Origin of the sequence: Sphingobacterium arenae, assembly GCF_014692505.1 — a bacterium.
GTDB lineage: Bacteria > Bacteroidota > Bacteroidia > Sphingobacteriales > Sphingobacteriaceae > Sphingobacterium > Sphingobacterium arenae.
The window spans coordinates 467,736-493,504 of sequence record NZ_JACNYK010000001.1; the positions used below are offsets into that span (position 1 = coordinate 467,736).

Below are 25,769 nucleotides of genomic sequence, written 5' to 3' on the forward strand. Positions count from 1 at the left end.
TGTAGAAATGGTTGAGCACGAAACGATAACGAGAGAAATGGAACGCCTGAGAATAGTCGTTGTTATACCGACGTATAATAATGAGAAGACGCTGAAACGTGTGGTGGATGGCGTGCTTCAATACACCTCTCATGTTATCGTAGTCAACGATGGATCTACGGATACGACATCCGCGATCTTAAGCCAATATCCACAGATAGAAGTTCTTACTTTCAAGCGTAATCAGGGAAAAGGTTTCGCAGTGCGAAAGGGAATAAAGCAGGCTAGAGACCGCCATTTTCAATACGCGATCACTATTGATTCCGACGGTCAGCACTATCCATCGGATATTCCAGTGTTTGTGAAGGCAATTGCGGAAGCAACCCGTCCGATATTGTTGATCGGTAGCCGTAATATGAGCCACGATTCCGTACCGCGCAAGAGCAGTTTTGGAAACAAATTCTCCAATTTTTGGTTTTGGTTTGAGACCGGCATTAAGCTGACCGATACGCAATCGGGGTTTCGGGCATATCCCTTAGCAGCGATATCCCAACGATTCTATACCCGCAAATTTGAATTCGAGATTGAAATCATCGTTCGGGCAGCTTGGCGAGGCGTTGACGTGCAGAATGTGCCCGTTCAAGTGCTATATGACCCCAATGAACGTGTTTCCCATTTTCGCCCCTTTAAAGACTTTACCCGTATCAGCATCTTGAACACCGTATTGGTCTTTTTAACGTTTTTTTATATCCTGCCGCGTAACTTTTTTCGGAGTTTCAAAAAAAAAAGATGGTCTGACTTTGTTAAAGAAAATATATTGGGCAGTACCGATTCCCCAATAAAGAAGGCACTGTCTATCGGTTTAGGCGTTTTTATGGGTATTGCGCCTTTTTGGGGGTTTCAGACAGCGATCACGATTACGTTAGCCGTTTTCCTGCGCTTAAATAAAGTACTCGCTTTCGTTTTTTCCAATATTAGCTTCGCTCCACTGATTCCATTGGTGATATACGCTTCATTAATAGTGGGGGGCCTCGTATATCCATCTTCTACGACTTTTCAGCTCGATGGTGTGTCCTTAGAAATTATTAAATCCCACCTTTGGCAATATATTATAGGCAGTTTTATACTTGCTAGTGCAATGGCAATGTTGATTGGTTCTTTTAGCTATTTTTTTATCAAACTATATCGGCATAAACCCGTTTCCGCTCACTAATGGAGAAGATTTTTTATCATATCTATCTTTGCACTCAGCGTAACCAGCTTCTCGCTGCTATTGTGGCATTACTGTTTCTGGCGAGCTGTGGGTTCTTAGCTTCCAAGCTTCGTTTTGAAGAAGATATTACCCAGATCATTCCGAAAAATGAACGAACAGATGAATTCTCTAGAGCACTAAAACAGATTCAGTTTGCCGATAAAATAACGGTTTTAATTGAAAGGGGCGAAACCGCTGAATCCAGTGTGTTGACGGCGGTTGCGGGTGCATTTGTAGACTCCATGGAAACAGATAGTTCCTATATCCGTGGGATCACGGGGAGAATTGAGCAGGAAGAGATGGAAGGTATCTATGATTTTGTGTATCAAAATCTACCGCTGTTTTTAGATGAAAGGGATTATCGCACGATAGCAGAACGATTACAACCGGATTCTATCGCAGAACGTGTATCGGAAAATTACCGTACATTGGTTTCGCCCGCGGGTCTTGTCATGCGAAACTTTATTCAGAAAGACCCGTTAGGATTGGCTTTGTTGGGGTTGCAAAAAATGCAACAGCATACGGTGGGCGAAAATTTTATGCTATACGATGGATTTATAGCGACTAAAGACACCAGCCAATTGCTGCTTTTTCTAGACCCGACATTCGAGGGAGCAGATACCGAACATAATACCGCTCTGGTAGAACATCTGGATCGTTTGCGGGACACATTACAGCAACGGTTTGAACAGAAAGCCGCCATTTCTTATTACGGAACAGCTTTTATTGCGGTGGCGAATGCCAAACAGATAAAGACGGACATTGCAACGACGGTGTTGATCTCCATGTCCGTATTGATGCTCCTGCTTATCCTATTCTATCGAAAAATATATATTCCGCTGCTTGTTTTTATACCCACTGTTTTCGCAGCCTTGTTTGGTATGGCCTGTCTTTATCTTTACAAACCTGTTATTTCAGCCATATCGCTCAGCGTAGCTGCCGTGCTGATTGGAATTACCATTGACTATGCCTTACATATCCTGACCCACTATAAAAAATCAGGTAATATCCGTACGCTTTACCGTGAACTGACGCGTCCACTATTGATGAGTGGGGCCACCAATGCCGTCGTATTTCTATGCCTGTTATTTGTACATTCAGAAGCATTGATAGATTTGGGCATCTTTGCGTCGATATGTATTTTTTCGTCGGCTGTTTTTACATTGCTCATCGTCCCCCACCTTTATCGTCCGAAACCAGAACTTCGGCATCATTCGGTACTGGACAAATTGGCTGCATTCCCTTTTGAGCGAAGTAAGGTGCTGATTGCCGTTTGTTTGGTGTTGATCGTGTTGAGTTGCTTCACGAGCGGATGGGTAGGTTATAATAATAACCTGGCTGATTTAAATTTCGTGCCGAAGACGTTGCAGCAGATGGAGCATAAATTGGATAAACTGACCAATACGTCGTCTAAATCTGTATACTTAGTTTCTACAGGAGAAACCTTTGAAGACGCGGCGCAAAAGACCGATCGTTTGATGTCGAATCTGAACGCGGCAAAAACCAAAACAGAAATTGTGGATTATAATGGTTTGATGATACCGCTGTCAACCACTTTACAGCAAGAGAAGATTAACAAATGGAATCAGTTTTGGGAAAGGCAGCATACGGATAATCTCATCTCGCGTTTACAAAAAGAAGGAGAAAGATATGGTTTTGAAGCGGAAACGCATGCCGATTTTTATGCGTTATTGAAGGAACGACCGAAAGCGTTAGGATGGCGTGATTTTCAATTGCAACGCGCGTTAGGGGTATCGGATTTTGTTGCCGAGCGGAATGGTTTTTTTACGATTTCTACCTTAGTGAAACTGAACGATGCAAAACGGGAACCGTTTCTTCGCGTTATGGAGAAAAATGCAGATGTTTTGGTTGTTGATCGCCAAAACATGAACGAAACCTTTCTAGGGCAATTGCGCGATGATTTCAACCGTTTGGTAAGCTATTCTTTCTTTGCGGTACTTTTTATACTTTGGGTGTTTTTTCGCCGTTTCGAGCTGGTTTTGTTAAGTGCGATTCCCATTGGCCTCACCGGATTGGTCACCGCAGGGCTCATGGGGTTGTTCGGGTTGGAATTTAATATATTTAGTGCGATCGTGTGTACGTTGGTTTTTGGACATGGCGTAGATTTCAGCATATTTATGACGGCCGCTTTGCAGAAACAATACAGTACAGGAAAAGATACACTGCAAACCTATCGCACATCGATCTTGTTGGCTGTACTAACAACGATACTGGCGATCGGCGCCTTGGTGTTTGCTAAACACCCCGCCCTGTTGTCCATTGCGTCCGTTTCCTTGATAGGGGTGTTCGCCGCCGTCATTATTACCTTCGTATTCTACCCCATCTTGTTTCATTTCTTTATTTCCAATCGGGCGAAACAGGGTAAGTCACCCTTTACGATAACGATTCTTTTGTTGTCGATAGTATTTTTTACGTATTACGGAGTCGGATGTTTGGTCATTTCTTTTTTTGGACGGGTGGTTCTGGCGATTCTACCACTGTCAAAGGAAAAGAAGGATATTCTTTTTAGAAAGGCGATGTCTGTATTCATGAAATCTGTACTATACCTTCATCCACAGACAAAACATAAAATCATCAATTTATCGAGAGAAACATTTGAAAAGCCAGCCGTGATTATTGCCAATCATAGTTCCTTTCTCGATACCCTATCGCTCGGTATGCTTGTTCCGAAGGGTATCTTTCTGGTCAACGACTGGGTCTGGAATTCTCCTGTCTTTGGGCGGGCGGTAAAAGCACTGGGATTTTATCCTGTGAGTCAGGGATTGGAAAACGGTGTAGCTGTACTTCGGGAGAAAGTGGCACAAGGTTATTCGTTGATCGTGTTTCCCGAAGGTACCCGTTCCTACGATAATGTCGTGAAGCGTTTTCATAAAGGCGCTTTTTATCTTGCGGAGCAATTGCAGCTGGACATCTTGCCTATCTATCTTCTGGGGAATGGTGATGTGTTACCCAAAGGCGATGTGCTTATTTTTGGAGGTGCCATGACACCGGTTATCGGAGAACGCATTCGTTTGGAGGACCCCGCTTTTGGTGAGGGGTATCTGGAGCGTACCAAGCGGGTGATGTGGCACTTTCGAAAAACGTATAGCCGATGTCGGCGAGAAGAGGAAGACATGCTGTATTTTCGAGCGAAAATACAGCTTGCCTATTATTATAAAGATGAAGATATCCTGGCGGATGTCAAGAAAAACCTAACGCAAGGTCTCCGCTATTACCACGAGCTGAATCTATACCTCGACGAGAAGGTTCACGTGGCACACCTTTCGGACACCTACGGCGAATTTGACTATCTTTTGTCTTTACAAAGTGGGAGCCGGAAGGTGGTGGGCATCATCAACAATGCCGAGAAGCGTGCGGTAGCAGAAAGTATTTACTGGAAAAAACAGCGCCAAGTACGCTTTGTTTCAGCGTTGGATGTTTCTTGTCCGATATTGGTTATCCATCCTTCCGTTGAATTCAGTTGCGTACCGCGTTCATTTTTGGAGGGCTTTCAAGAAATCTATATCTTTGAGAGAGCGCAGCCATTACTGACTTTAGGATGGAAGGAAGAGGAGTTGTCTGCTCCCCTAATTTGCTATACCAGATGACCGGAGGAACATATAAACAATACGACGTTGTTATTGTAGGCAGTGGGCTGGGTGGCTTGGTGTCAGCGGTTATACTGGCAAGGGAGGGGTTACGGGTCTGTGTATTGGAAAAAAACAATCAGTTTGGTGGAAATTTGCAAACGTTTTCCCGTGATAAGAAAGTGTTCGATACAGGCGTGCACTATGTCGGAGGCTTAGCGGAAGGGCAGAATTTACACCGTTATTTTTCCTATCTGGGAATTATGCCTCATCTTCGGTTGGAACGCATGCCTACGGTTTTCGACCAGATTTGTTTTGGCGATGAAGACGTCTGTTATCCTATCGCGCAGGGCTACGATGCTTTTGTGGATTGCTTATCTGCGTCTTTCCCGGCAGAGCGCTCGACATTGATACAATATGTTGCTGATTTGCAATATACTTGTAGCGCGTTCCCTTTATATGATGCGGAAGAGGGAGAGGGTTACGCATCGGAGGTTATAAATCTAAGTGTTAAGGCATATTTTACGAGACTGACGACGAATGAAAGGTTACGTGCCGTATTGGTAGGGAATAATTTTCTATATGCGGGCGAAGACGATAAAACCCCTTTCTACGTTCATGCACTTGCCGTAAATTCCTATATCCAAAGCGCATACAAATGTATTCTGGGCGGTAGTCAAATCAGTAAATTACTGATTCGTGAACTGCGGAAATTAAATGGAGAGGCGTATAAACGCGAAGAAGTTGTGAAACTGGAAATTGAGAATGGACGGATTTGCCGTGCAATAACACACAGCGGAAACCAAGTTCACGGGGATCTGTTTATTATGAATGTTGACCCGAAAAGAGCATTGCAACTGGTCGGAAAAGAACATTTTCGAAAAGCTTTTTATGATCGCATTCAAGCCTTGCCTGTTACGACGTCTTCGTTTAGTTTGCATGGTGTTTTGCAACCCGGGCAGGTTCGATATCAAGCGCATAACGTTTATTATCAGCAGAATACAGAAGCTGTTTGGTGTGCGACGACCTATAAAAAAGAAGATTGGGCAAATATGTTTATGTTGTCTATGACGGAAGATCCACAGCAGCCCGGTTATGCAGATACCTTTACCGTGCTAACCTATATGCATTTTGATGAGGTGGAGGCCTGGGCAGATACGATGAATACGATAGTTCAACCGGAGGACAGAGGATGGACATACGAGGCGTTTAAAGAAGATAAAACGGAACAGTTATTGAACAAAGTGAAGCGTCATTTTCCCGAATTGGTGGAGGCTGTCCATCGGACATATGTATCGACTCCTTTATCCTATCGGGATTATATTGGAATGTATCGGGGGAATTTGTACGGACATGCGAAGGATGCTAGTGATCCGTTGAAGACATTTATCGCGCCGAAAACGAAGATAGAAAATCTATATCTGACGGGGCATGGCGTATATATGCATGGTATTTTGGGTGTGACGGTGGGGGCAATAGCGACTTGTTCCGAAATATTGGGAAAATCGTATTTATTGAGGAAGATTCATAATGAAACAACAGATAATCATGGATAGGCAGTCGTCCCAGGAAATTAAGGCTTATCAGGAGGAACTCTTACGAAGGCAATTGATTTATCTGCAGGCGTACTCACCCTATTATAAACGATTGTTTGAGACCTATCATATTGACATCGATGCGATTCGTACCCTAACGGATTTGGAACGTATTCCGACGACGAGTAAAGACGATATTCAAGCGCATAATGAAGATTTCTTTTGTGTTGGGCGGGAAAAGATTGTCGATTATTGTTCTACCTCGGGAACCTTAGGTAAGCCTGTAACATTCGGGCTTACAGAAGAAGATTTGGAACGTCTAGCCTATAACGAGATGCGTTCGTTTCAAACGATTGGTGTACAGCCAGGTGACCTCGTGCAATTGATGACGACGATGGATAGACGATTTATGGCTGGTTTGGCCTATTTTCTTGGTTTGCGGAAGCTTGGCGCTGGTACCTTACGGGTTGGCTCCGGGATTCCACCATTACAATGGGATGTCATCTTGCAACATAAACCTCGATTTTTGATCGCTGTGCCTTCTTTTTTATTGAAGATGATCGAATATGCTGAACAGCACGGTATTGATTACCGTAACACCAGTATAGAAGCTGTTTTGTGTATAGGCGAGTCCTTGCGGAATGCTTCGCTCAACGATTCCTTACTGACCCAGCGTATACGGGAAAAGTGGCCGTTAAAATTGTATTCTACCTACGCCTCAACAGAAATGGGAGCTGCTTTTACAGAATGTGATGCTTTTCAAGGCGGACATGTGCATGAAGATCTGATTATTACCGAGGTGTTGGACGAGGAAGGACAGCCCGTGCCTGATGGCGAAAGTGGCGAACTTGTCATCACGACCTTGGGCGTACATGGCGTACCGTTATTACGATTTAAAACGGGTGACATTGTCCGTAAACATACTGCTCCTTGTAGTTGCGGACGCAATACCTATCGCATCGGCCCTGTTGAGGGGAGAAAGCAGCAGATGGTGAAGTACAAGGGCACGACGTTATATCCGCCAGCGATGCACGACCTGCTTGCAGGTTTTCCGGAAATCGAACACCACATCATAGAAATATCCCATAATGTTATCGGAACGGATGAAATTGTCATTTATGTTAGTTCAGAAGATACCTCGGAAAAATTGCTACAGCAAATAAAAGATCATTTTCGGGCAAAATTGCGCGTAGCGCCCCGTGTAGAAAAGCGATCATCAGAAGAGCTACAGCGGATTATCTTTAATCCGCTGAGCCGTAAACCGATTACGTTTATTGATAAGAGATAGTGTGTTCTTTTTTCCGTAAAAAGAACCAAAACCGAACAAAGTGAGCTCATGGACACTAAAATAAACACTTGTCCATAAACCTCGCCACTTCAGATATTTGAATGGAGAAGATAGTGCTAGGGATGATTTGTACATATCTCAAATATTTGGATGTGGCATAAAAGGTAAAGGAGGGGACAGTGCAATTCTGTACAGTTGAATACTTGGTCACAAACTTGATTTATACAGCGGTGCGACCTTTAAGGTTAAGGATGGGGTAGTGTAAATTTACCCACCCCGCCGGTAGTTGGACACGCTCGGAGGGGAAGGCATAGATGAACGCGATCAAGAATGTTTCAATATCCATAATCCTGTTTCAAATTAGGGTTAGCATCTGTGACAGATTGCGGTAGAGGCATCAATTCGCTATGGTTGGGCTGAAACAATTGTGCCACGTTGTTTATCCAAACATCTGTTAAAGCGACTATCCAGTTTACTCTGGTATATCCTGAAGGAGCCTGGCTTGGTGTTGGCTGATATAGCGAATGGCTCCAGAGAACTTCCGTAGATAATGGTTTATAGTACATATGCTGAGGTAGGTTTTCATAGGGCGCTTGTTTGTTTCTCATCTTGGTGAGTTCTTCCCTCGTTTGTGTGATTTTTGTCCCTAGGAGGTTCCATCGGATGAGGTCGTATTTACGAATACCTTCTCCGCCAAATTCGAAAGACCGCTCCTTTACGATAGCCTCAAAAAAGTTTTCTTTGGTGGTGGGGGTTATCCCTATTAAGTCCGCGTCGCCACCAAACCCTCTTGTCCTTACCTCCTCAAAGGCAGCTATGGCTTCGGTCGTGGGGCCGTTTTGGAGTTCGTTTTCTGCTTCGGCAAACATCAATAGAACATCAGAAAATCGGATCAGAGGCCAGTTCAACCCTGTGGCCTGTATGGCCGAACTTAATCTCGGACTAATCCAGTCCGAACGAAACTTACCACTGGTCATATTAAGTAACGGCTGGACGGTCTTAAAATATTCGGGACTATTATAATAAGGGGCCGTGGTGACGTCTCTTCGTATATCCAGCGAGTCAAAACTGTAGAAATAAGTGGGTATGACCCTTATCTGTCCGTTGCCCAACATGGACGTATTTCCCGGAACATAAAATCTTGGCCCATCGTAATAGCCGATATTACTATCCGTTTCGCGACCCATAGCCACTTCAAACAAGACTTCACCAAAAGGGTCAATTTTATAAGAATCTATACCGTCTTTAAACACCGCCTGAAAACTTGGGTTGAGTGTGTGCTGGTCGCGGTGCTCCATGATATCGAAACACTCATCCTTTGCGATCTGGTAGTACTTCAAATAATCTGGTCGACGTTCCATGATCCCAGAAACCCTTCGCAATGAATACCCTCCACGATAAAGCGCTAGTCTCGCCCTTAATGCTTTCACCGCACCTTTGGTAATCCTTTCGTCAGATGCGACTTCCGTTCGCCAGGGAACGAGATCGGACGCGCGTGCGAGATCGTTGATCAGTCTATCATATATCGTATCGCGGTCTGTCTTATCCATAAACAGCTCGGTTTGATCGATGGATGGTTCGAAAGGGGCGGGGATATCTCCCCAGTTTCTGACCAGTTCGAGGTAAAACTGTGCCCTTAAGGTAAGGGCTTCCCCATGCAGTCTTTGGAGCTGTATTTTTTCTTCCGCTGAACCGTTTTGGTAAAGATCCATTGCCGGGATGTTCTTTATACAGATATTGGCCCTTTCTACACCTGCATATAATTGTTCAAATGGCAAGCGCAGCTGGGCGTTGGTAGGATTCAGATTATATCTGGATAGATCCCTCGAACTGTTGTCGGGCGCGGTGGTATTCAAAACCCCTACCATCTCATCGTTGTCATAAGGATACATCATGCTGAGACGACTACCATAAGCTTGCAATCCGGCCAGCCTGTCGTATGCGCCTAATACCGCACTGGTGGCATTGGGTACGGTACTGAATACATAATTTTCATCGAAGGCCGAAGGGGGATCGAGGTTTAGATAGTTATTGCAGGATAAGGTGCTTAGCAGTAATAAACTTATTGCTGTCAAATGGGTTAAGGTGTTTCTTTTCATCATGTAGAGGCTTTATAATGATAGATTGAGTCCGAAAATGAATGTCTTGCTCCTGGGATAGGCGGCATAGTCGACACCTGGTGTGACCGGTACGGATCTTCTGGTATTGGCTTCGGGATCGTATCCGGAATAGTTGGTAAATACGGCGAGGTTATTTACCGTTGCGTAGACTCTCAGCCTATTTGCTTTAATCCGATTGGTGATAGCGGATGGGAGTGTATAACCTAACGTGATATTATTTATCCGTAAAAAGGAACCGTCTTCCATAGCCCAAGAGGTAGGGTACCACGCGCCTGTGCCGCTGATCGGCATCCACATGGACGCATCTTTATTGACCTCGGACAGTATTTCGGGGGCTACACCGATTATGTACTGTTGTCCGCTAATGGTCTCTACCTGCTGTATCTTATTGCCCTGCTGGTCGATGGTTTTCCAGCGACCGGCAACCATGTCCAACGAATTGGCATAAGCACTGTAGGCATTGGTGAATTCTATCTTGTTGGCATTGTAAACGTCGTTGCCGACCACAAAATTGACAAAAACACTCATGTCGAAATTCTTGTAGGCAAACTGCTGGTTTAGTCCACCTGTAAATTTGGGGTTCGCGTTTCCGATAATCGTTTTATCGTTTTCATCGATAACATGGTTCCCATCAAGATCTTTTAACCGCATCCATCCGGGTTGGGCTATGCCTATTACATCCGAAACATCGGTCACGCCTTCCTTGAGGGTATATCTTGACGTGGCAGCGTCGTAGTTAAAATCGTCCGTGGTATAAAACCCATCCGAAACAAATCCGTACATAGCGCCAACAGGTTGCCCTTCCTGTACGATGTAATCTGCGGGCTGTCCAGAAATTCCAAAGCCGGAGTTTGCAAAGTAATGATCTTGTCTGTTGGATATTTTTTCTATGGTGTTTCTGTTGAAAGCGATATTGAAATTGGTATTCCAGCTAAAGTTCTCGTTGTTTATCGGGGTGGCGGTAAGTTGGAATTCCAAGCCTTTGTTGGCCGTTTTGCCGATATTCTGTAGCTGTGTGGTGTAACCGGACGTGGATGGAATAGGAACGCGTATGAGTAGATCATGCACTTTATTTTGATAAGCATCTACCGTGAATTGAATGCGGTTGTCGAGCAAGGAAAGATCTAACCCGAGGTTTTTGGAAACTGTCGTCTCCCAAACGAGATTCTTATTAGCCAATTCTGGCGTGGCATAACCTGGTATAAGTTCTTCGTTCAAAGCGTATTTTGCACTGGCATTGTATATGTTCATGAATAAGTAATCGGGGATACGGTCGTTACCGGAAGAACCATAACTCGCCCGTATTTTCAAGTCAGAAATCACCGAAACGTCTTTGAGGAAATCTTCCTGCGAGATTCGCCATGCTACGGATCCGGAAGGGAAGTACCCCCATCGATTTCCCTCGGCAAATCTGGAAGAACCATCGGTTCGGAAGCTGAAGGTCGCCAGATACTTGTCTTTATAGCTGTAGCTCGTACGATTGAAGAAAGAAAGGGTTCTTGTTTCGGATTGGTAGGTTAGGGGGTACAATTCAGGTGTTGTGAGCATCGTCCCGAGATGGAGCTGTCCTAATGCTTTTTCCGCCGTAATTCCTTCGGGGAAGTTTTTTAATTGTATCTCGGAAGTATTGTACGCGATATTGTAAAACTCGTTGCCCAATAATACATTCAATTTGTGACCGTTGGTCATTTTCGGGGTGACAGTCAGTACGTTGGAGAAATTGAGGTTATTTCGATCAGCATCCAGTACGCCTGCCATTGGCAAGCGGGCGCCCAATACCCTCGACCGGGAGGTGATTCCGTCTTCAAAACTTTTGGTAGATTGCCTGTTATAGTTGACACCCAATGTGCTCCTAAACGAAATCATCCTATTGAAGCTGTAATTAAAATAGCCATTGAGATTAACGATCTGCATTTTCCTGTCTCTATACTGCGCATTGCTCAACGCTACCGGATTGATGATGCCGATGGCGTTGCCGGTATTGGTGTCTTCGTAGTAGGCTTCATCTATCTCGTCTTCTGCTAGACCGCCGATGTCAAAAGGCATATACTTAATCGTGTGCCGGAGCATATTGTAAGTGGTGGAGCCCGCATCCGAAGTACCTGCACCTAAAATACTTTGGTTGGTGTACCTTACGTTGAAGCCCACCCTTAATTTATCACTTACCCTGTTGTCGAATCTAAAGTTGACCAACTTTCTGTCGAAACCAGAGTTGAGCATAATCCCGTCTTCGTTATTACTGGTGACGCTGAGGTTGTATTGTGTCGCCTTGGTACCGCCCACTATACTCGCATTATGCGTCTGCATGAAGGCGTCATTGCCAAAGGTTCTTTCCTGCCAATCGATAAATGGTGTTTGGTGGTATTGCGTTATATCATCCCATGTGCCGTATCTGGTCTCGAAGGCCGTCTCTGTAGTCGTTAGTCCCCGGGACCGTTCGTACTGATAGAGCACAAAATCATAGGGATTCATCACATCCAACTTATTCGCGAGACTTTTCATGCCCAAGATATTGTTGTAATTCACTTGCGTTTTCATCTCTTTACCACCCTTGGTCGTAATGATGACCACACCGTTCGCACCTCTGGCTCCATAAATAGAGGTTGCCGAGGCATCCTTCAGCACATCTACAGAGGCAATATCCTGTGGAGACAAGCTGGACAATCCGTCCTCTACTTGAACACCATCTATAATATAGAGCGGATCGTTGCTCTGCGTGATGGACCCGCCACCCCGTACTTTGATCTGCACTTCTGCTCCAGGAGCTCCTTCTGAGGTAGTGACCTGTACGCCGGCAAGACGACCTGTAAGCGCTTCGGCTGCCGAGTTTACGGGAATGTCTTTTAGCTGTTTTTCGTTGACGGAGGATACGGAACCGGTGAGGTCTTTACGTTCTACCGTCGCGTAGCCAATGGCGACTACTTCTTCTAGTTGATACGAATCTTTCGTCAGAAGAAAATTAATTTCCGTTTGATTGTTTGCCGCTACTTCCTGGAGCAAAAAACCAATGTATTTGGCGGTGAGTACGACATTTGTTTTTTTTGGCGTTGTCACATTTAGGGTATAATTTCCATTCTTATCGGTCAACGTTCCTTCAGCGCTGCCTTTAATGCCTACGCTGGCACCAATCAGCGGTTCCTTCGTTTCCTCGTCGAGGACTTTTCCCCTGATGACGGTTTGGGCGTGGAGAATGCTGATGCTGCTTACGAAGGTTATAACTGTTAGTTTAAGCAGTTTTATCATAATGCAATATTTAGTGTTTATAGTGATCGTCGTCCTTTATTTACCTTATAAAGGGGACTGTAGTTCCTTGTTTGCTATCTCAAAAGGCAAGTTGTAGAAGTAATTTGCCTTCCGCGCAAAACAAGATTACAACTTTATGATGAGGAAATAATCTAAATGGGTTGGAAAATTAGCGGAAGCGTTCTCGTTAACGGTTTCGGTAACGTTATCGAAGTTTTTTGGAAATGTAGCACGGGTTTTACGCCTTTTTTTGGTGGTAGTTTCCGATCTTTAAGATGATTAATTGATAAAATAACCGAATATATACATTAAGTAATGATGAAAGCTAATAAAAATTTGTTTCTTGTGGTTTTTCTGATCGTCTGCTGTGCTTTTAAATGGCCGAAGGAAAATATCACCGTGTATTCTATAGGAGATTCCACCATGAGTAAAGCCAACACGGCCGATAATTACCCAGGTAGGGGATGGATGCAAATGATAGATCCTTTTTTTGACGAGTCCGTTAAGGTAGTGAACCAAGGCGCAAGTGGCCGCAGTTCTAAATCCTATCGCGACGAAGGTCACTGGAATAAAGTGATTACCCGGGTTAAAGCGGGGGATTATGTTTTTATACAATTTGGGCACAATGATGCCAAGGAGGATTCCCTTCGTCATACGGATCCACAAACGACATTTAAAGAAAATATCCAAAACTATGTGAACGAGGCGCGGGCAAAAAATGCAAACCCTATATTGTTCACCTCTATCGTCAGGAGAAAATTTGATAAAAAGGGGAAACTTGTGGATACCCATGGCGAATATGTTACCGTAGTAAGGAAGCTGGCCGCTGAAATGGACGTCCCGCTGATTGATCTTAACAAGATGACGGCTGAGGTGGTTGAAAATTTAGGCCCCGAAGAATCTAAAAAACTATACATCTACGTAGAACCAGGGGTAACGGCTAAATTACCTAACGGCAAGAAAGATGATACCCACCTTTGTGAGGCGGGGGCCATAAAAGTGGCTGAGTTGGCAATAAAGGGCCTGAGGGATATCAAGAGCCCTTTGGTTGAATATTTAAAAAATGACGGGGAAAAAGTTTCTCCAATTAAATGAAATGACTATGTCAAATATGATATTTACAAGAAGGAAATTTCTTTCTGCTGGGACATTAGCCCTTTCCGGAACAGCTTTGTCTTATGCAGGTCTTACTTCTTTTATCCCCAAGAAAAATGCGGTAATCCGGCTTGGAATTATTGGCACTGGTACACGTGGTACAGGCTTGGCTCGGTTAATTAAAAATTTACCAGGTTTAACCGTTACAGCTTATTGCGATATTTTAGCTGTTCATGCGGCTAAGATAGTAGAACATGTATCAGCGAAAGCAAAAAAATATAACGACTATAGGAAACTATTAGAAGATAAAGAGGTGGACGCTGTCATTATCGCTACGCCCTTGTATTTGCATTATACAATGGCTAAGGATGCTGTGGCTGCGGGAAAGCATGTGTATGTAGAAAAATCGATGACTTATGATATCCCACAAGCGTTAGATCTGGAGAAAATCGTAAATAATGCTAAACTTGTTTTTCAGGTGGGACATCAATACCGGTATTTTAGTTTGTATCATCGCGTGAAGCAAACCATAGATGAAGGTTGGTTAGGCGATGTGACCCATTTCGAGTGCCAGTATCACCGCAATTCTGACTGGAGATTTCCGGTGGTGGAAAAGGGAACGGAGCGTATTGTGAACTGGAGAATGTATAAAGAATATTCGGGAGGTTTAATGGCGGAATTATGCGGACACCAGCTGGATATTGTTAATTGGATGACAAATGCACACCCGGAAAGGGTGACGGGTATGGGCGGGATTAATTATTGGAAAGACGGAAGGGAAACATATGACCACGTTAGAGCAATTTTTGAGTATCCGGGTGGTGTGAAAGCTAATGTGTCCTCGATTTTGTCTAATGCTTATCATGGTTATGAGATCAGAATTTTAGGATCTAAAGCGACGTTGCAGATAGAAAGAGACGAAGCATTTATTTATGCAGAAGCCCGTAAAAAACAAACCGGTGTAGTAGATGGTGTTACCGGTGCTACTTTGTTAAATGCCACACAGGGTGAAGCCATGAAACTGGAATTTACCCATCAGGACGAAGAAAAAAGAGATCCCTCGTCTTATGCTTTATTAGATTTTGCCACCTGTATCAGAGAAAATAAAAAGCCTTTCGCTGACGTCCAAACTGGTAAATATGGCGCTATTGCTGTACATATGGCCAATATGGCAATGGATACCGGAAATATGCAACATTGGGAGAAAAAATATGGTGGGTAATCAAAAAAACTATAAATAAGAAAAGTCTAACGTAACAACTCCTGTATGTCCTCTGGTGATAGCGATTTAATGAAACTCTCTTCCGTCGTAATGAGTGTTGAAGAGAGAGCTCTTTTATGGCCTTGGAGTGCAAGTATTTTTTCCTCTACAGTGTCTTTACTAATGAACTTGTAAATAAATACATTTTTGGTTTGTCCGATACGATGTGAACGGTCAATTGCTTGCTGCTCGACTGCTGGATTCCACCAAGGATCTAAAATGAAGACGTAGTCGGCTTCGGTAAGGTTTAGCCCGACGCCTCCGGCTTTAATGGAGATTAAAAAGATTTGTATATTTTCCTTTTCTTTAAAGGTATTTACCGCATCCGCTCGGTTCTTGGTACTCCCGTCCAGATAAGCATATGTTATTTTTTCACGATCGAAATAATCTCGAAACACCTGCAGGTGTTTCACAAACTGGGAGAAAATAAGTACTTTGTGATGCTCAGCGATAATAGATTGTAACATTTCCACAACGGTATCAAATTTACCGGATGAAAAGCCTTCGTCTTCGTTTACCATGGCCGGATGATTGGCAACCTGCCGAAGTTTGGTAAGCCCCTGTAATAACATAATCTGGTTGCCCTTTTTGTTTTGCTGGAATTGATTATCCAACAAAGCATTTCGATACTCAGATTTTATACGCTCATAGAGCTTAGTTTGTTCCTCGGTCATTTCGCAGTAAACGGTCTGTTCGGTTTTTGGGGGGAGTTCCTTTGCTACTTGGTCTTTGGTCCGACGGAGTATGAATGGTTTAATGATGGCCTGTAGACGAGCCGCTTTTTCTTCGTCTTTCTTTCGTTCGATAGGTATCACAAATTCTTTCTGAAAATAAGTGTAAGAACCCAGTAAACCAGGATTTGCAAAATGCATTTGCGACCATATATCGCCAACGGAGTTTTCTATTGGAGTACCACTTAATGCCAATTTATACTTGCTTTTAAGGACTTTAATTGCCTTAAAGGATTTGGATGTTGGATTTTTGATGTGTTGGCTTTCGTCGAGAATAATGTAGTTAAAGAAAAACTTATTTAACATTTCCACATCGCTACGTACGACGCCATAGGTGCTAATCACTAAATCAAAGTGCGAAAAGCCGAACGTATCTTTTAGACGACTCGAACCCGTGTGTAGATGTATACGAAGTTGGGGCGCAAATTTCTCCGCTTCTTTCTGCCAGTTGTAGAGAAGTGATGTAGGCAGGATCAAAAGGGAGGTTTTGGCATAGTCACTTTCTTTTAAATACTCCTTTTGCTGCTGTAGCAAGGCGAGTGTCTGTACGGTTTTCCCCAAGCCCATATCATCCGCAAGACAACCACCGAACTTATACTCCTGAAGGAAGTGAAACCAATTGTAGCCTGCGTATTGATAAGGCCTAAGTTCACCCCTAAATCCTCTTGGCATTCGTGTTTCCGCAATACTGTTAAAATTGAGCAATTGTTCAAGTTTACGATGAAAGGAGAGTGCGGTATGCTCCGATATTTCGTATAATAACCCGATATGTGTTTTGTTTAGCTTTAAGCCGTGTTGGCTCGTTGTAAAAAGAAACAAATGTTCATACTGAGAGAACCATTCTTCGGGAATAATAGCGATTTCCCCATTGGGTAATGTAAATTCTTTGTTTTTATTTAAGATATGGTCACGTAACGCAATAAATGGAATTTCATAAGGACCAAAATGTGCGACCGCTTGTATATCGAACCAATCATTACCTTCTTCGACGGCCATTTCCAACGACGTCTTCCCGATAAGAATATTTCGGTCACTCTTTGCTTGGGTAATAATGAACCCCTTATCTAACAGTAAAGCTTGGTTGCTATTTAACCAATCAACGATGGATTGATGTCCGCCTTCCGTGATATAATTTGCAAACAGTAAGTCTTTTTTGCGAAGGCCCGATTCCTCCAGAAAAACACCCTGTTTTTTTTCCCAGGTTAGTGAGCGCCTTATCCGATGAAAAACATAGGAATCTGTTTCCTCATTGTATGCCAGTCGCACGGTGACCGGATGCTCGGTGCCGGCAGAGAACTCGTAAGGGCCATACATAAAAGACAATTGTAAAAAAGATTGACCAGAGGGAACGTAGAATAGCTTTAAGACAGGTGTTGCATTCTCCTTGTGGGTTTTAATGTCGAAGCCTTCTGCATAAACATGATGTTTTTCAATTAGACCACTTACAAAAGTTTCAAAATAACGTTTTTCTGTATTGCGGGCAACGCTGATGAAGCGTTTATTTAGAAACGGACTGAGCTTCTTTCCGTCTATTTCTTGATCAAAATAGTATAACGTATTTTCAACCAGCAACCAAGCCTCTTTATTGACAATGACTTGGGCTTCTTTATACATGAAGTCTAGCCGATTCCCCTTATATTTTAGGGTAGGAAAATAGCGGGTTTCGGATTCGTTGCGTCGAAAATGGAATAAAATAGATGTAGGTTCATCGGCAATATGTATTTCTTGGTCGGCTGGATAACCATCTTTACTCATTAAGAAAAGCGGTTTACCCCGCAATTTCTTTAATGCTTTTAGTATTTTCTGTTCAATTTTTGGACGTATCCTATCGTAAACTTTGTCATCGAACACTTTTCCGAAAAAATCAACAGGACGAATGGCTTTTTTGTTGAATGTCTTGATAATATGTGTTTGTTCAATCTCGTCTAGTAACTTGATAAGATCATGATCGGTCTCGTCTAAAGCCGGTGCAAAATCGCCAATGGTATTTGTAAAAATCCGTTTATAGCTCAATGAGTAAGCACCATTAGCGTTCAATCGAACAATATGGGGTTCGATTAAATAGCCCAAGTAGGGGTGTTGTCCCAATGAGTAGACTAACTTGAATGGTAATTTACTATTAACCTGTCGCATGAAATATTCCTAAAGTCTTCCAAAAAAGCCTCTAATATACCGCTATTCTTCTTTTTTTCCGTAAAAAAGAAGCAAAACCGAACAAAGTGAGTTCATGGATACCAAAATAAACATGAATCCATATAAACCTCGTCGCTGAAAATATTTGGCAGAAGGGATCGTGTAAAATTGGTGTTTCTGCAGTTGCCAAAGTTTTAATGCGTCTCATTGCCCCGTATTTAGCCCACATAGAGAATAGTTTGAGGCGACCTACTTGGTTAAGGAAGGGATGGTGCAATCAAGAAAAAGGGGGGACGAAACTTCCTTCAAATACAAGCTGGGCTGGACCTATCAGGCGTACGTCTGTAAATTTTTGTCCTGTTTTGTTAAAGCTAATATATAATTGTCCGCCAAGCACACGAATCGGGATTTTGTGTGCTCCCTCTAACTTATGATGTACAGCTACGACCATGGCTGCTGCTGTTGCGCCCGTACCACAAGCAAGCGTTTCATCTTCAACACCACGTTCAAATGTCCGTACAAAATACCCTTGTTCTTCTTTTTCGATAAAATTTACGTTGATCCCGTCCTCTCTATACGTCTCGTTGTTACGAATTAGTGATCCCATTTCGAAGACATTTTTGTTTTGGAGGTTACTGACCCAAGCTACGTAATGAGGGGAGCCGGTATTCAGTACATAGGCTTCTCCATCCCGTTGTATAACAGATACGTCGATCATTCCCAGATCGACCTGATGGTCGTGAATAGTGGCTTGATGTTCGCCATCGACTGCCAAAAAGACAGTATGGTCTTGGATTATCCCTAAATCGCGAGCGAAGGCGACGATACATCGGCCTCCATTTCCGCACATACTGGCTTCTCCACCATTGGCGTTGTAGTAAATCATTTCGAAATCAAAATTTTCATTATTTTGAAGGAGCATTAGACCGTCCGCACCAATTCCAAATTTTCTGTCGCACAAGACCTGTACTAAATTATCGTTTTTACGGTCAAAAAAGCCGGTTCTATTGTCGATTAACACAAAATCATTGCCGGCACCCTGGTATTTCGAAAATTTTATTTTACTATCCATTTGTTTGATTTTTTCGTCAAAAATTAATATTCTTGTTACAAAGTGATGTCCGATTGTTAAATCATGTTAAAAACTGATTTTGTGCTGTTTCATTAACATTTTTTAACTGTCAAAACTTCCCAAGCCATTTCGAATGGTACTACATTTGAACAAGCCTTAAAGCAAAAGTAAAAGAAAATATTTTTAATATAGATTATTACAGTAATTTACGAAACCGAGATGGAAATAACAAGACGATCGTTGTTTACATCGAGTTCTTATCGGCCTTTAAAAAAAATAAATAGATAAAAATGAAGAAAATAGGAATAAGTTTATTAATAGCTGCGGTTGGAGGTGCGGTGGCTATTGGAGGGTACAAACTCTTTGAAAATAAGCAAAATGAGCAGATGACCTTTGAAGAAAAGCAAAAGGTTTATTTTGCAAATAACCCAGGGAGCGAAATCATGTCATCGACAGGGAACCCTGATTTTACAGAAGCTGCAGCCGCTGTATCGCCCGGCGTGGTACATATCAAGGTAACGATGACAAGACGGGCTTCGCAGGGGCGCGGTGGAGGTTCTCCATTCGATATGTTTGAAGAGTTTTTCGGTATGCCTCAACGGCGACAGGCGCAGCCTCGCCAAGCAACCGCTTCCGGATCGGGGGTATTGATTTCTCCTGATGGCTATATCGTAACAAATAACCACGTCGTGGAAGATGCTGATAAAATTGAAGTAAAATTAACCGATCAGCGGACGTTCGAAGCGAAAGTTATCGGCCGGGATGCCGACTTTGATTTGGCATTGCTCAAGGTGACTGCATCGAACCTACCTTTCGTTAAATTTGGTGATTCCGATAATGTACGCATTGGTGAATGGGTATTAGCCGTGGGGTATCCGTTGAGTTTGCAGTCTACTGTAACGGCGGGTATTGTGAGCGCTAAGGGCCGCCAAATTGGTATTCTAGGGGAGCAGGGTCAGGGTTCACCGTATGGCCAACCGCAAGAACCTATCGTACGTACTGCGGTCGAATCGTTTATCCAGACAGATGCGGTGATTAACAAAGGTAATAGTGGTGGAGCATTGGTAAATACACGAGGTGAGCTGATTGGTATTAATGCCGCGATTGCGTCGCCGACCGGTGTCTATGCGGGTTACGGATTCGCTATTCCTGTTAATTTGGTGAAGAAAATTGTAAATGACTTTAAAGAATTTGGTACCGTACAACGTGGATATGTGGGGATAAACTTCCGTGAGGTCGACGATGCAATTAGGGAAGAGTTTAAAATTGATGACATTCATGGTTTATATGTGTTTGATGTAGTCAAAGAAGGTGCAGCGGCGGCGGCGGGTCTCCAGAAAGGTGATGTAATTACGAAAGTAGAAGGGCGTACGATTTATTCGTCTTCTGATTTACAGGAACGGGTTGCGCGGTTGAATCCAGGTGATAAACTCAAACTTACCTATAAACGTGACGGAAAAGAACGGGATATAACGGTTACTTTGAAAGCACAAGAAGCTAAGAAATCGAGTGCCGACGAAGAAGTTAGCGCTAGTGCCACAGAGATATTCAATAAACTGGGGGCAAGTTTTACCCCTGCAAGCGATGCACAAAAGAAAAAATTTGGTGTAAACTCGGGTGTTGTGATTAAGCAAGTGCACCGTGGTGGTATGTTTGAGTACTTCGGTGTGGAAACAGGATTGATAGTAACACATGTAAACGGAAAACCAGTGAACAATGTGGATGATGTAGAATCGGCATTGGGTAGTACTAAGCGGAATATTGTGCGTATTACCGGCGTTTCTGAAACTGGAACGACCGAATTCAACTTCCCGATCGAATTTTAATTAAATTGTAGGATGGAATATAAACGCGTCATTTGCTGTTATGCAGATGGCGCGTTTTTTCATCATAAATGTATCAACTTTGTGTATTAACTTTTCGTATTCAAAAGAATAGCGTTATTTTAGAAGCATGAAAATTTTAATGGTTTGTTTAGGTAATATTTGTCGGTCGCCACTGGCACACGGCGTCATGCAGCATTTGATAGAAGAGGAGGGCTTGGATTGGGAAATTGATTCTGCGGGTACTGGCGATTGGCACATAGGGCAGCAACCGGATAAGCGTTCTATAGCTGTGGCAAAGAAATACGGGGTCGATATAACCTATCAGCGGGCCCAGTGGTTCCAGTCGGATTTTTTTGAGCGTTACGATCATATTTATGTGATGGACAATAATAACTTTAAAGATGTTACAGCCTTAGCAAAGCGGGATGAAGACAGAGCCAAAGTGCGCATGTTCTTGCAGGAAGATATTGTGCCAGATCCCTATTATGATGAAAGTCAGTTTGAGCCAGTGTATCATATGATTGAAAAGCGCTGCCGTGAACTTATTCGCGAACTACGTAAATAATTCCCTATTTTTACCACGATATGAAAGCATCCGAGATTAATAAAAAATGGGGGGAGTTGCAACGCGCTATCGCAGACGACTTCGATATGGAACTTCCCGATATGAAGGTTTTGCTTTTTCTCATTGGCGTTCAAGAGCTTGGAAAAGGTCCGCAGCAGTTTTCTAAACGACAGAAAGAAGAACTTATGCATATAGCTACTTGCCGATTGTTTAGTGCTATGGGTTTTTATGAGCTCAAAGGCCTAGATGAGGAGGGGTGGCCGCATTGGGATTTAATAAAACCTATTCCCAACTACACGTTATTAGAACAGGAGATGATTTTCAAATCATTGATTATTGATTATTTTGAAGATACCTATACCTTATCGTAGCCCCGTATTTATGATTAAAAACTGGAAGAAAATAGGGCTGCTTGTATGCAGTACGCTTTTGTTTACGGTGGTTTTGGCGAAGACGCCAAAATACCATTATGTATCGTTAAAAACGGATAGGGGGGACTGCCTATTAAGGCTTTATAACGAGACGCCTAAACATCGGGACAACTTCGTCAAGTTAGTTAAGGAGGGATATTATGACGAGTTGATGTTTCATCGCGTTATCCAGAACTTTATGGTGCAGGGCGGCGATCCCAACTCGCGGTATGCGGCACAGAAACAAGCGCTGGGCGAAGGCGGACCAGCGTATAAGATTCCCGCGGAGATTCAAGAAGGCCTTATTCATAAAAAAGGATCCATCGGTGCCGCACGAGATAATAATCCGGCAAAGCAGTCTTCGGCCTCGCAGTTTTATCTGGTGCAAGGCCGTGTATTTACGCCCGCAGCGTTAGATTCTTTGGAAGAGTTTCGGTTGAATGGGAAAAAGTTGACTGCCCACCAAAGAGAAGTGTATACGACGATCGGGGGAACGCCGCATTTGGATGGAAATTATACGGTATTTGGAGAATTGCTAAATGGCATAGAGGCGATTGATAAGATTGCCGTTGTCGAGACGGATGAGCGGGATCGTCCTTTGGAAGATATACGGATGTCTATGAAGTTGTTGACGAGACGAGAAGCTTTGAATCTTGAACGGGAACTGGAAGGGCTTTCTCCTAAGACAGATTTTTTGACGAAAGTTCTAGATATTTTTTATTCGCGGTATTATTAAGGGGAAGAACGACGAAGTAGTGAACAAAACAATGAAAATCGTAACATATAACGTAAATGGCTTGCGGGCTGCGCTGAGAAAAGATTGGTTGGGTTGGATAAAAGCAATGGATGTAGATGTCGTATGTTTACAGGAAATCAAAGCTACCCAAGACCAGATTCCAGAAATTCTTTTATTGGAACAGATGGGGTATGAACATTACTGGTATCCAGCGCAAAAAAAAGGATATAGTGGTACCGCTATTTTTACCAGGATTACACCCAAGCATGTGGAATACGGTTGTGGACACGAAGATTATGATTTCGAAGGACGTATTATTCGGGCCGATTTCGATGATGTGTCTGTTATGAGTGTATATTTTCCTTCTGGAACTACCGGTGATATACGCCAATATTTCAAATATCGTTTCCTAGATGATTTTCAGTTATACAGTGATAAGATCATACAAGAACGATCAAACCTCGTGATTTCAGGAGATTACAATATATGTCATCGTGCGATCGATATTCATAATCCTAAATCTAATGCGAATAGCTCTGGCTTCTTGCCTGCGGAACGTGAATGGATGGAGAATTTTATCACCTCAGGGTACGTAGACTCTTTCCGTCACCTAAACCCCGAACCGCATCACTATACTTGGTGGAGCTACCGTGCCGGAGCCCGAGCTAGAAACCTCGGCTGGCGAATTGATTATAACATGGTATCAAAGCCTCTGGAGGATAGGATTGTGACGGCGAAGATTATCTCCTCCGCTATGCATTCTGACCACTGCCCGGTATTATTAGAACTTCGGTAAACCGTATTAGTTTTTTTCGGAAATACAAGCCACGAACTCGTGCTCATTTAATGGCTTGTCTAGGATACGGTCGAACATATATGTTTGATTTCTCTTTATCTCTTCTTCGAGATGCATACTGTCTGCCGTGAACGCAAATACTTTAATATCCTGTTTCTCGTTATTATTCCGAATTTCCCGAAGCACATCCCAACCATCAATCTCCGGCATAGAGATGTCTGTAATAACAGCATCGACGTGATTTTGCTGGATAAAAGTGAGTGCACGCTGTGCGTGCTCAAACGTATGTACATTTGGAAAATCTTTGAAATAATGCTTTAAATAAAGGATATTGATGCGATTGTCATCAATCAACACCAATTGTATGTCTTTCGGGAGGTCGTTCAAGGTATAGACCTTCGGGACGGTGTTCTCTAGACGCTTTTGTTTAATCGGTACTTTAAGGATAAAGGTAGAGCCTTTTCCTACCGTACTGTCTAACGTAATATCGCCTTGAAGTTGTTCTGATAATAATTTGGAAATATAGAGTCCAAGACCAAAGCCTTTGGTTTTGCTCTTGTTATCGGTCATGTAATATTGCCGAAAAATTTGAGACCGGTGTTCAGGTGCAATTCCTAGGCCTGTATCCTTCACTTCTACAAAAAGTGTGTCTTGGTTACTTACCCTTCTTATATAAGCTTTTAGGCTTACTTTACCTTCGGGCGTATATTTTATGGCGTTGCTAATCAAATTGGAGATAATTTGTCTGATTCGGAAAGAGCTGCTGTAAATTTCCAACTTGGGATTAAGATCAATTTGTTGTGTGAAGTGTAAACCTTTTTTTTGTGCTTGATAGGTGTGGAGGTTTATGATATCCAATAATAGCCGCGAAGGGGAAAAGTATTCGTTTTTCACCTCCAATGCACCTACCTCTAGCTTGCTAAGATTTAAAATGTCATTCACGGTACTATTGATAACGGATATTTCATGCGCAGCCGAATCCAAGTACTCCGGCTGAATGGTATCCTTGCCGCCGTTCTTTCGTAAAATATCAATAATGCCCATCAGTGAATTAATAGGTGAACGTACCTCGTGGCTTATATTAGCCAGCACGCTGGTTTTTTCTTCTGCAACTTTTGCAGCATAGTCTTTTTCTTCCTCTAATTTCTCTTCGTAAGTGGTGGCTTTGGATTGATAGTAAAGGATAAATAGAACCATGAGCAACATGACAGATAGGGAGATAATAAGTTGGTTTCCGAGCCTCTTCGTGTTTTCCTTGTATATACTTAAATCTCTTGCCTCCGCTTCTCGAACAGCTTTTCGCTCCAGCTCTCTAATATTATCTACACCGATTTTTAAATTGTTCAACAGAAGATAATTTGCTTGGATAAGTGCTCTTTCTTTTTTTCTTAAAGAAGTGAAATTTCGTCGTAAATTACCCAAGCTTGTATTATATATCGTCTCATTTCGTACCATGACGTTTTCGACGTTTCGCTGCAACACATCGAGTTGCTGTATATTGAACTGTTGGCTATTCGCAAAAACCGTATCATTTTTAGCATTAAAAATACGTTTGAGAAGATTTTGTTTTTCTCTTACCAACGTGTCAACTTTAGTAAGTGCAGTGTCATTTAATATTTTATTGATAGCCGAATCCGCAGATATATAGCGGGGTGCAGCCATGCGTTGAGGTTGTGACGATGCCAGTGTCGAAAGCGAGTCTTGTGCCATGAAAACCAAGTCGTCAACTGTCTTTTTAAGTGAGGCAAATTCCCCGGCCAATAAATTTCGGTTTTGAATGTCCGTATTACTTTGTTGTAATAAGTTGTTGGTGTTGGGAAGTGCGGAGAGTGAATCTATATAATATTTAATCGTGTCAAGCTTACCCCGATATTTCTCGTATATGCCTTGGTTGAAGTCTATTGTATACTGCCGAAAGAGGTTGTCTGCTTCCCCATAAACAGAGAATAAGTGATAGAATGCAGATGATTGTTGTAAACTTAAAGCGTATGCCGCATCTATACGGTCTTTTACTTTCTGATAGGCTATATATTGGTAGATAAAGACAATACTTATGTACACAAAAATGGCGATAATTGCACCGATGAGTACTTTTCGCAGTAAAAATGTTTTCTTACTTTTTAGCACAGTCACTTGATTT

Annotated in this window: 16 protein-coding genes; 11 read left to right on the forward strand and 5 right to left on the reverse strand. The window is 42.8% G+C overall.

The features are described 5' to 3' along the window. Positions 1 to 7: 7 nt before the first annotated feature. The 4 genes from H8B17_RS01995 to H8B17_RS02010 are packed head-to-tail and all read left to right on the forward strand — an operon-like array spanning position 8 to position 7,641. Positions 8 to 1,192: a DUF2062 domain-containing protein gene (locus tag H8B17_RS01995; protein WP_223816300.1), complete on the forward strand. Its 1,185-nt coding sequence runs from the start codon at positions 8 to 10 to the stop codon at positions 1,190 to 1,192. Continuing rightward, positions 1,192 to 4,839, forward strand: coding sequence for a 1-acyl-sn-glycerol-3-phosphate acyltransferase (locus H8B17_RS02000; protein WP_190307493.1), 3,648 nt, complete (start codon positions 1,192 to 1,194; stop codon positions 4,837 to 4,839). Before H8B17_RS01995 ends, H8B17_RS02000 begins: the two co-directional genes overlap by 1 nt. Beyond that, a complete protein-coding gene (locus H8B17_RS02005; RefSeq protein WP_223816301.1) occupies positions 4,791 to 6,374 on the forward strand; it encodes a phytoene desaturase family protein in 1,584 nt (527 codons plus the stop codon). Before H8B17_RS02000 ends, H8B17_RS02005 begins: the two co-directional genes overlap by 49 nt. Continuing rightward, complete coding sequence (locus H8B17_RS02010; RefSeq protein WP_190307494.1) at positions 6,349 to 7,641, forward strand: phenylacetate--CoA ligase family protein; 1,293 nt, start codon at positions 6,349 to 6,351, stop codon at positions 7,639 to 7,641. Before H8B17_RS02005 ends, H8B17_RS02010 begins: the two co-directional genes overlap by 26 nt. A 335-nt stretch (positions 7,642 to 7,976) precedes the next feature. Here H8B17_RS02010 and H8B17_RS02015 read toward each other — a convergent pair whose 3' ends face one another. Together H8B17_RS02015 and H8B17_RS02020 are read right to left on the reverse strand one after the other, a co-directional pair. Beyond that, positions 7,977 to 9,743 (reverse strand): RagB/SusD family nutrient uptake outer membrane protein, encoded by a 1,767-nt coding sequence (locus tag H8B17_RS02015; protein ID WP_223816302.1) that lies wholly within the window; start codon positions 9,741 to 9,743, stop codon positions 7,977 to 7,979. 9 nt (positions 9,744 to 9,752) lie between these two features. Continuing rightward, positions 9,753 to 13,004 carry a SusC/RagA family TonB-linked outer membrane protein gene (locus tag H8B17_RS02020; RefSeq protein WP_223816303.1) on the reverse strand — a complete coding sequence of 1,084 codons (3,252 nt, stop codon included), beginning with the start codon at positions 13,002 to 13,004 and terminating at the stop codon, positions 9,753 to 9,755. A gap of 315 nt (positions 13,005 to 13,319) precedes the next feature. Between H8B17_RS02020 and H8B17_RS02025 the strand changes: the two genes are divergently transcribed. Both H8B17_RS02025 and H8B17_RS02030 read left to right on the forward strand, forming a co-directional pair. Next, positions 13,320 to 14,099 carry a rhamnogalacturonan acetylesterase gene (locus H8B17_RS02025; RefSeq protein ID WP_190307495.1) on the forward strand — a complete coding sequence of 260 codons (780 nt, stop codon included), beginning with the start codon at positions 13,320 to 13,322 and terminating at the stop codon, positions 14,097 to 14,099. Between the two features lie 7 nt (positions 14,100 to 14,106). Then, complete coding sequence (locus H8B17_RS02030; RefSeq protein WP_190307496.1) at positions 14,107 to 15,321, forward strand: Gfo/Idh/MocA family protein; 1,215 nt, start codon at positions 14,107 to 14,109, stop codon at positions 15,319 to 15,321. Positions 15,322 to 15,347: 26 nt separating this feature from the next. Here the strand turns inward: H8B17_RS02030 and H8B17_RS02035 are convergent, their stop codons facing one another. Then, positions 15,348 to 18,224 (reverse strand): DEAD/DEAH box helicase, encoded by a 2,877-nt coding sequence (locus H8B17_RS02035; protein ID WP_190307497.1) that lies wholly within the window; start codon positions 18,222 to 18,224, stop codon positions 15,348 to 15,350. Between the two features lie 277 nt (positions 18,225 to 18,501). Beyond that, positions 18,502 to 19,296, reverse strand: coding sequence for a diaminopimelate epimerase (dapF, locus tag H8B17_RS02040; RefSeq protein WP_190307498.1), 795 nt, complete (start codon positions 19,294 to 19,296; stop codon positions 18,502 to 18,504). Between the two features lie 290 nt (positions 19,297 to 19,586). Between dapF and H8B17_RS02045 the strand changes: the two genes are divergently transcribed. From H8B17_RS02045 to H8B17_RS02065, 5 genes are all read left to right on the forward strand, one after another. Beyond that, positions 19,587 to 21,122, forward strand: a complete 1,536-nt coding sequence (locus H8B17_RS02045) for a Do family serine endopeptidase (RefSeq protein WP_190307499.1) — start codon at positions 19,587 to 19,589, stop codon at positions 21,120 to 21,122. 127 nt (positions 21,123 to 21,249) lie between these two features. Beyond that, on the forward strand, positions 21,250 to 21,687 hold the full coding sequence (locus H8B17_RS02050; RefSeq protein ID WP_190307500.1) for a low molecular weight protein-tyrosine-phosphatase: 438 nt from the start codon (positions 21,250 to 21,252) through the stop codon (positions 21,685 to 21,687). A 20-nt stretch (positions 21,688 to 21,707) separates the two neighbouring features. Beyond that, entirely contained in the window at positions 21,708 to 22,058 is a 351-nt protein-coding gene (locus tag H8B17_RS02055; RefSeq protein ID WP_190307501.1) for a hypothetical protein, read from the forward strand. Positions 22,059 to 22,068: 10 nt separating this feature from the next. Further along, positions 22,069 to 22,833 (forward strand): peptidylprolyl isomerase, encoded by a 765-nt coding sequence (locus tag H8B17_RS02060; protein ID WP_190307502.1) that lies wholly within the window; start codon positions 22,069 to 22,071, stop codon positions 22,831 to 22,833. A gap of 31 nt (positions 22,834 to 22,864) precedes the next feature. Continuing rightward, a complete protein-coding gene (locus tag H8B17_RS02065) occupies positions 22,865 to 23,629 on the forward strand; it encodes an exodeoxyribonuclease III (RefSeq protein WP_190307503.1) in 765 nt (254 codons plus the stop codon). Positions 23,630 to 23,635: 6 nt separating this feature from the next. Here the strand turns inward: H8B17_RS02065 and H8B17_RS02070 are convergent, their stop codons facing one another. Beyond that, positions 23,636 to 25,756, reverse strand: coding sequence for an ATP-binding response regulator (locus tag H8B17_RS02070; protein ID WP_190307504.1), 2,121 nt, complete (start codon positions 25,754 to 25,756; stop codon positions 23,636 to 23,638). Positions 25,757 to 25,769: the final 13 nt, after the last annotated feature.

What these genes read in the sequence shown, in the direction of transcription:
- H8B17_RS01995 (WP_223816300.1), top strand. Translation starts at nt 8, where the DNA reads ATGGTTGAGCACGAAACGATAACGAGAGAAATGGAACGCCTGAGAATA.
- H8B17_RS02000 (WP_190307493.1), top strand. Translation starts at nt 1,192, where the DNA reads ATGGAGAAGATTTTTTATCATATCTATCTTTGCACTCAGCGTAACCAG.
- H8B17_RS02005 (WP_223816301.1), top strand. Translation starts at nt 4,791, where the DNA reads ATGGAAGGAAGAGGAGTTGTCTGCTCCCCTAATTTGCTATACCAGATG.
- H8B17_RS02010 (WP_190307494.1), top strand. Translation starts at nt 6,349, where the DNA reads ATGAAACAACAGATAATCATGGATAGGCAGTCGTCCCAGGAAATTAAG.
- H8B17_RS02015 (WP_223816302.1), bottom strand. Translation starts at nt 9,743, where the DNA reads ATGATGAAAAGAAACACCTTAACCCATTTGACAGCAATAAGTTTATTA.
- H8B17_RS02020 (WP_223816303.1), bottom strand. Translation starts at nt 13,004, where the DNA reads ATGATAAAACTGCTTAAACTAACAGTTATAACCTTCGTAAGCAGCATC.
- H8B17_RS02025 (WP_190307495.1), top strand. Translation starts at nt 13,320, where the DNA reads ATGATGAAAGCTAATAAAAATTTGTTTCTTGTGGTTTTTCTGATCGTC.
- H8B17_RS02030 (WP_190307496.1), top strand. Translation starts at nt 14,107, where the DNA reads ATGTCAAATATGATATTTACAAGAAGGAAATTTCTTTCTGCTGGGACA.
- H8B17_RS02035 (WP_190307497.1), bottom strand. Translation starts at nt 18,224, where the DNA reads ATGCGACAGGTTAATAGTAAATTACCATTCAAGTTAGTCTACTCATTG.
- dapF (WP_190307498.1), bottom strand. Translation starts at nt 19,296, where the DNA reads ATGGATAGTAAAATAAAATTTTCGAAATACCAGGGTGCCGGCAATGAT.
- H8B17_RS02045 (WP_190307499.1), top strand. Translation starts at nt 19,587, where the DNA reads ATGAAGAAAATAGGAATAAGTTTATTAATAGCTGCGGTTGGAGGTGCG.
- H8B17_RS02050 (WP_190307500.1), top strand. Translation starts at nt 21,250, where the DNA reads ATGAAAATTTTAATGGTTTGTTTAGGTAATATTTGTCGGTCGCCACTG.
- H8B17_RS02055 (WP_190307501.1), top strand. Translation starts at nt 21,708, where the DNA reads ATGAAAGCATCCGAGATTAATAAAAAATGGGGGGAGTTGCAACGCGCT.
- H8B17_RS02060 (WP_190307502.1), top strand. Translation starts at nt 22,069, where the DNA reads ATGATTAAAAACTGGAAGAAAATAGGGCTGCTTGTATGCAGTACGCTT.
- H8B17_RS02065 (WP_190307503.1), top strand. Translation starts at nt 22,865, where the DNA reads ATGAAAATCGTAACATATAACGTAAATGGCTTGCGGGCTGCGCTGAGA.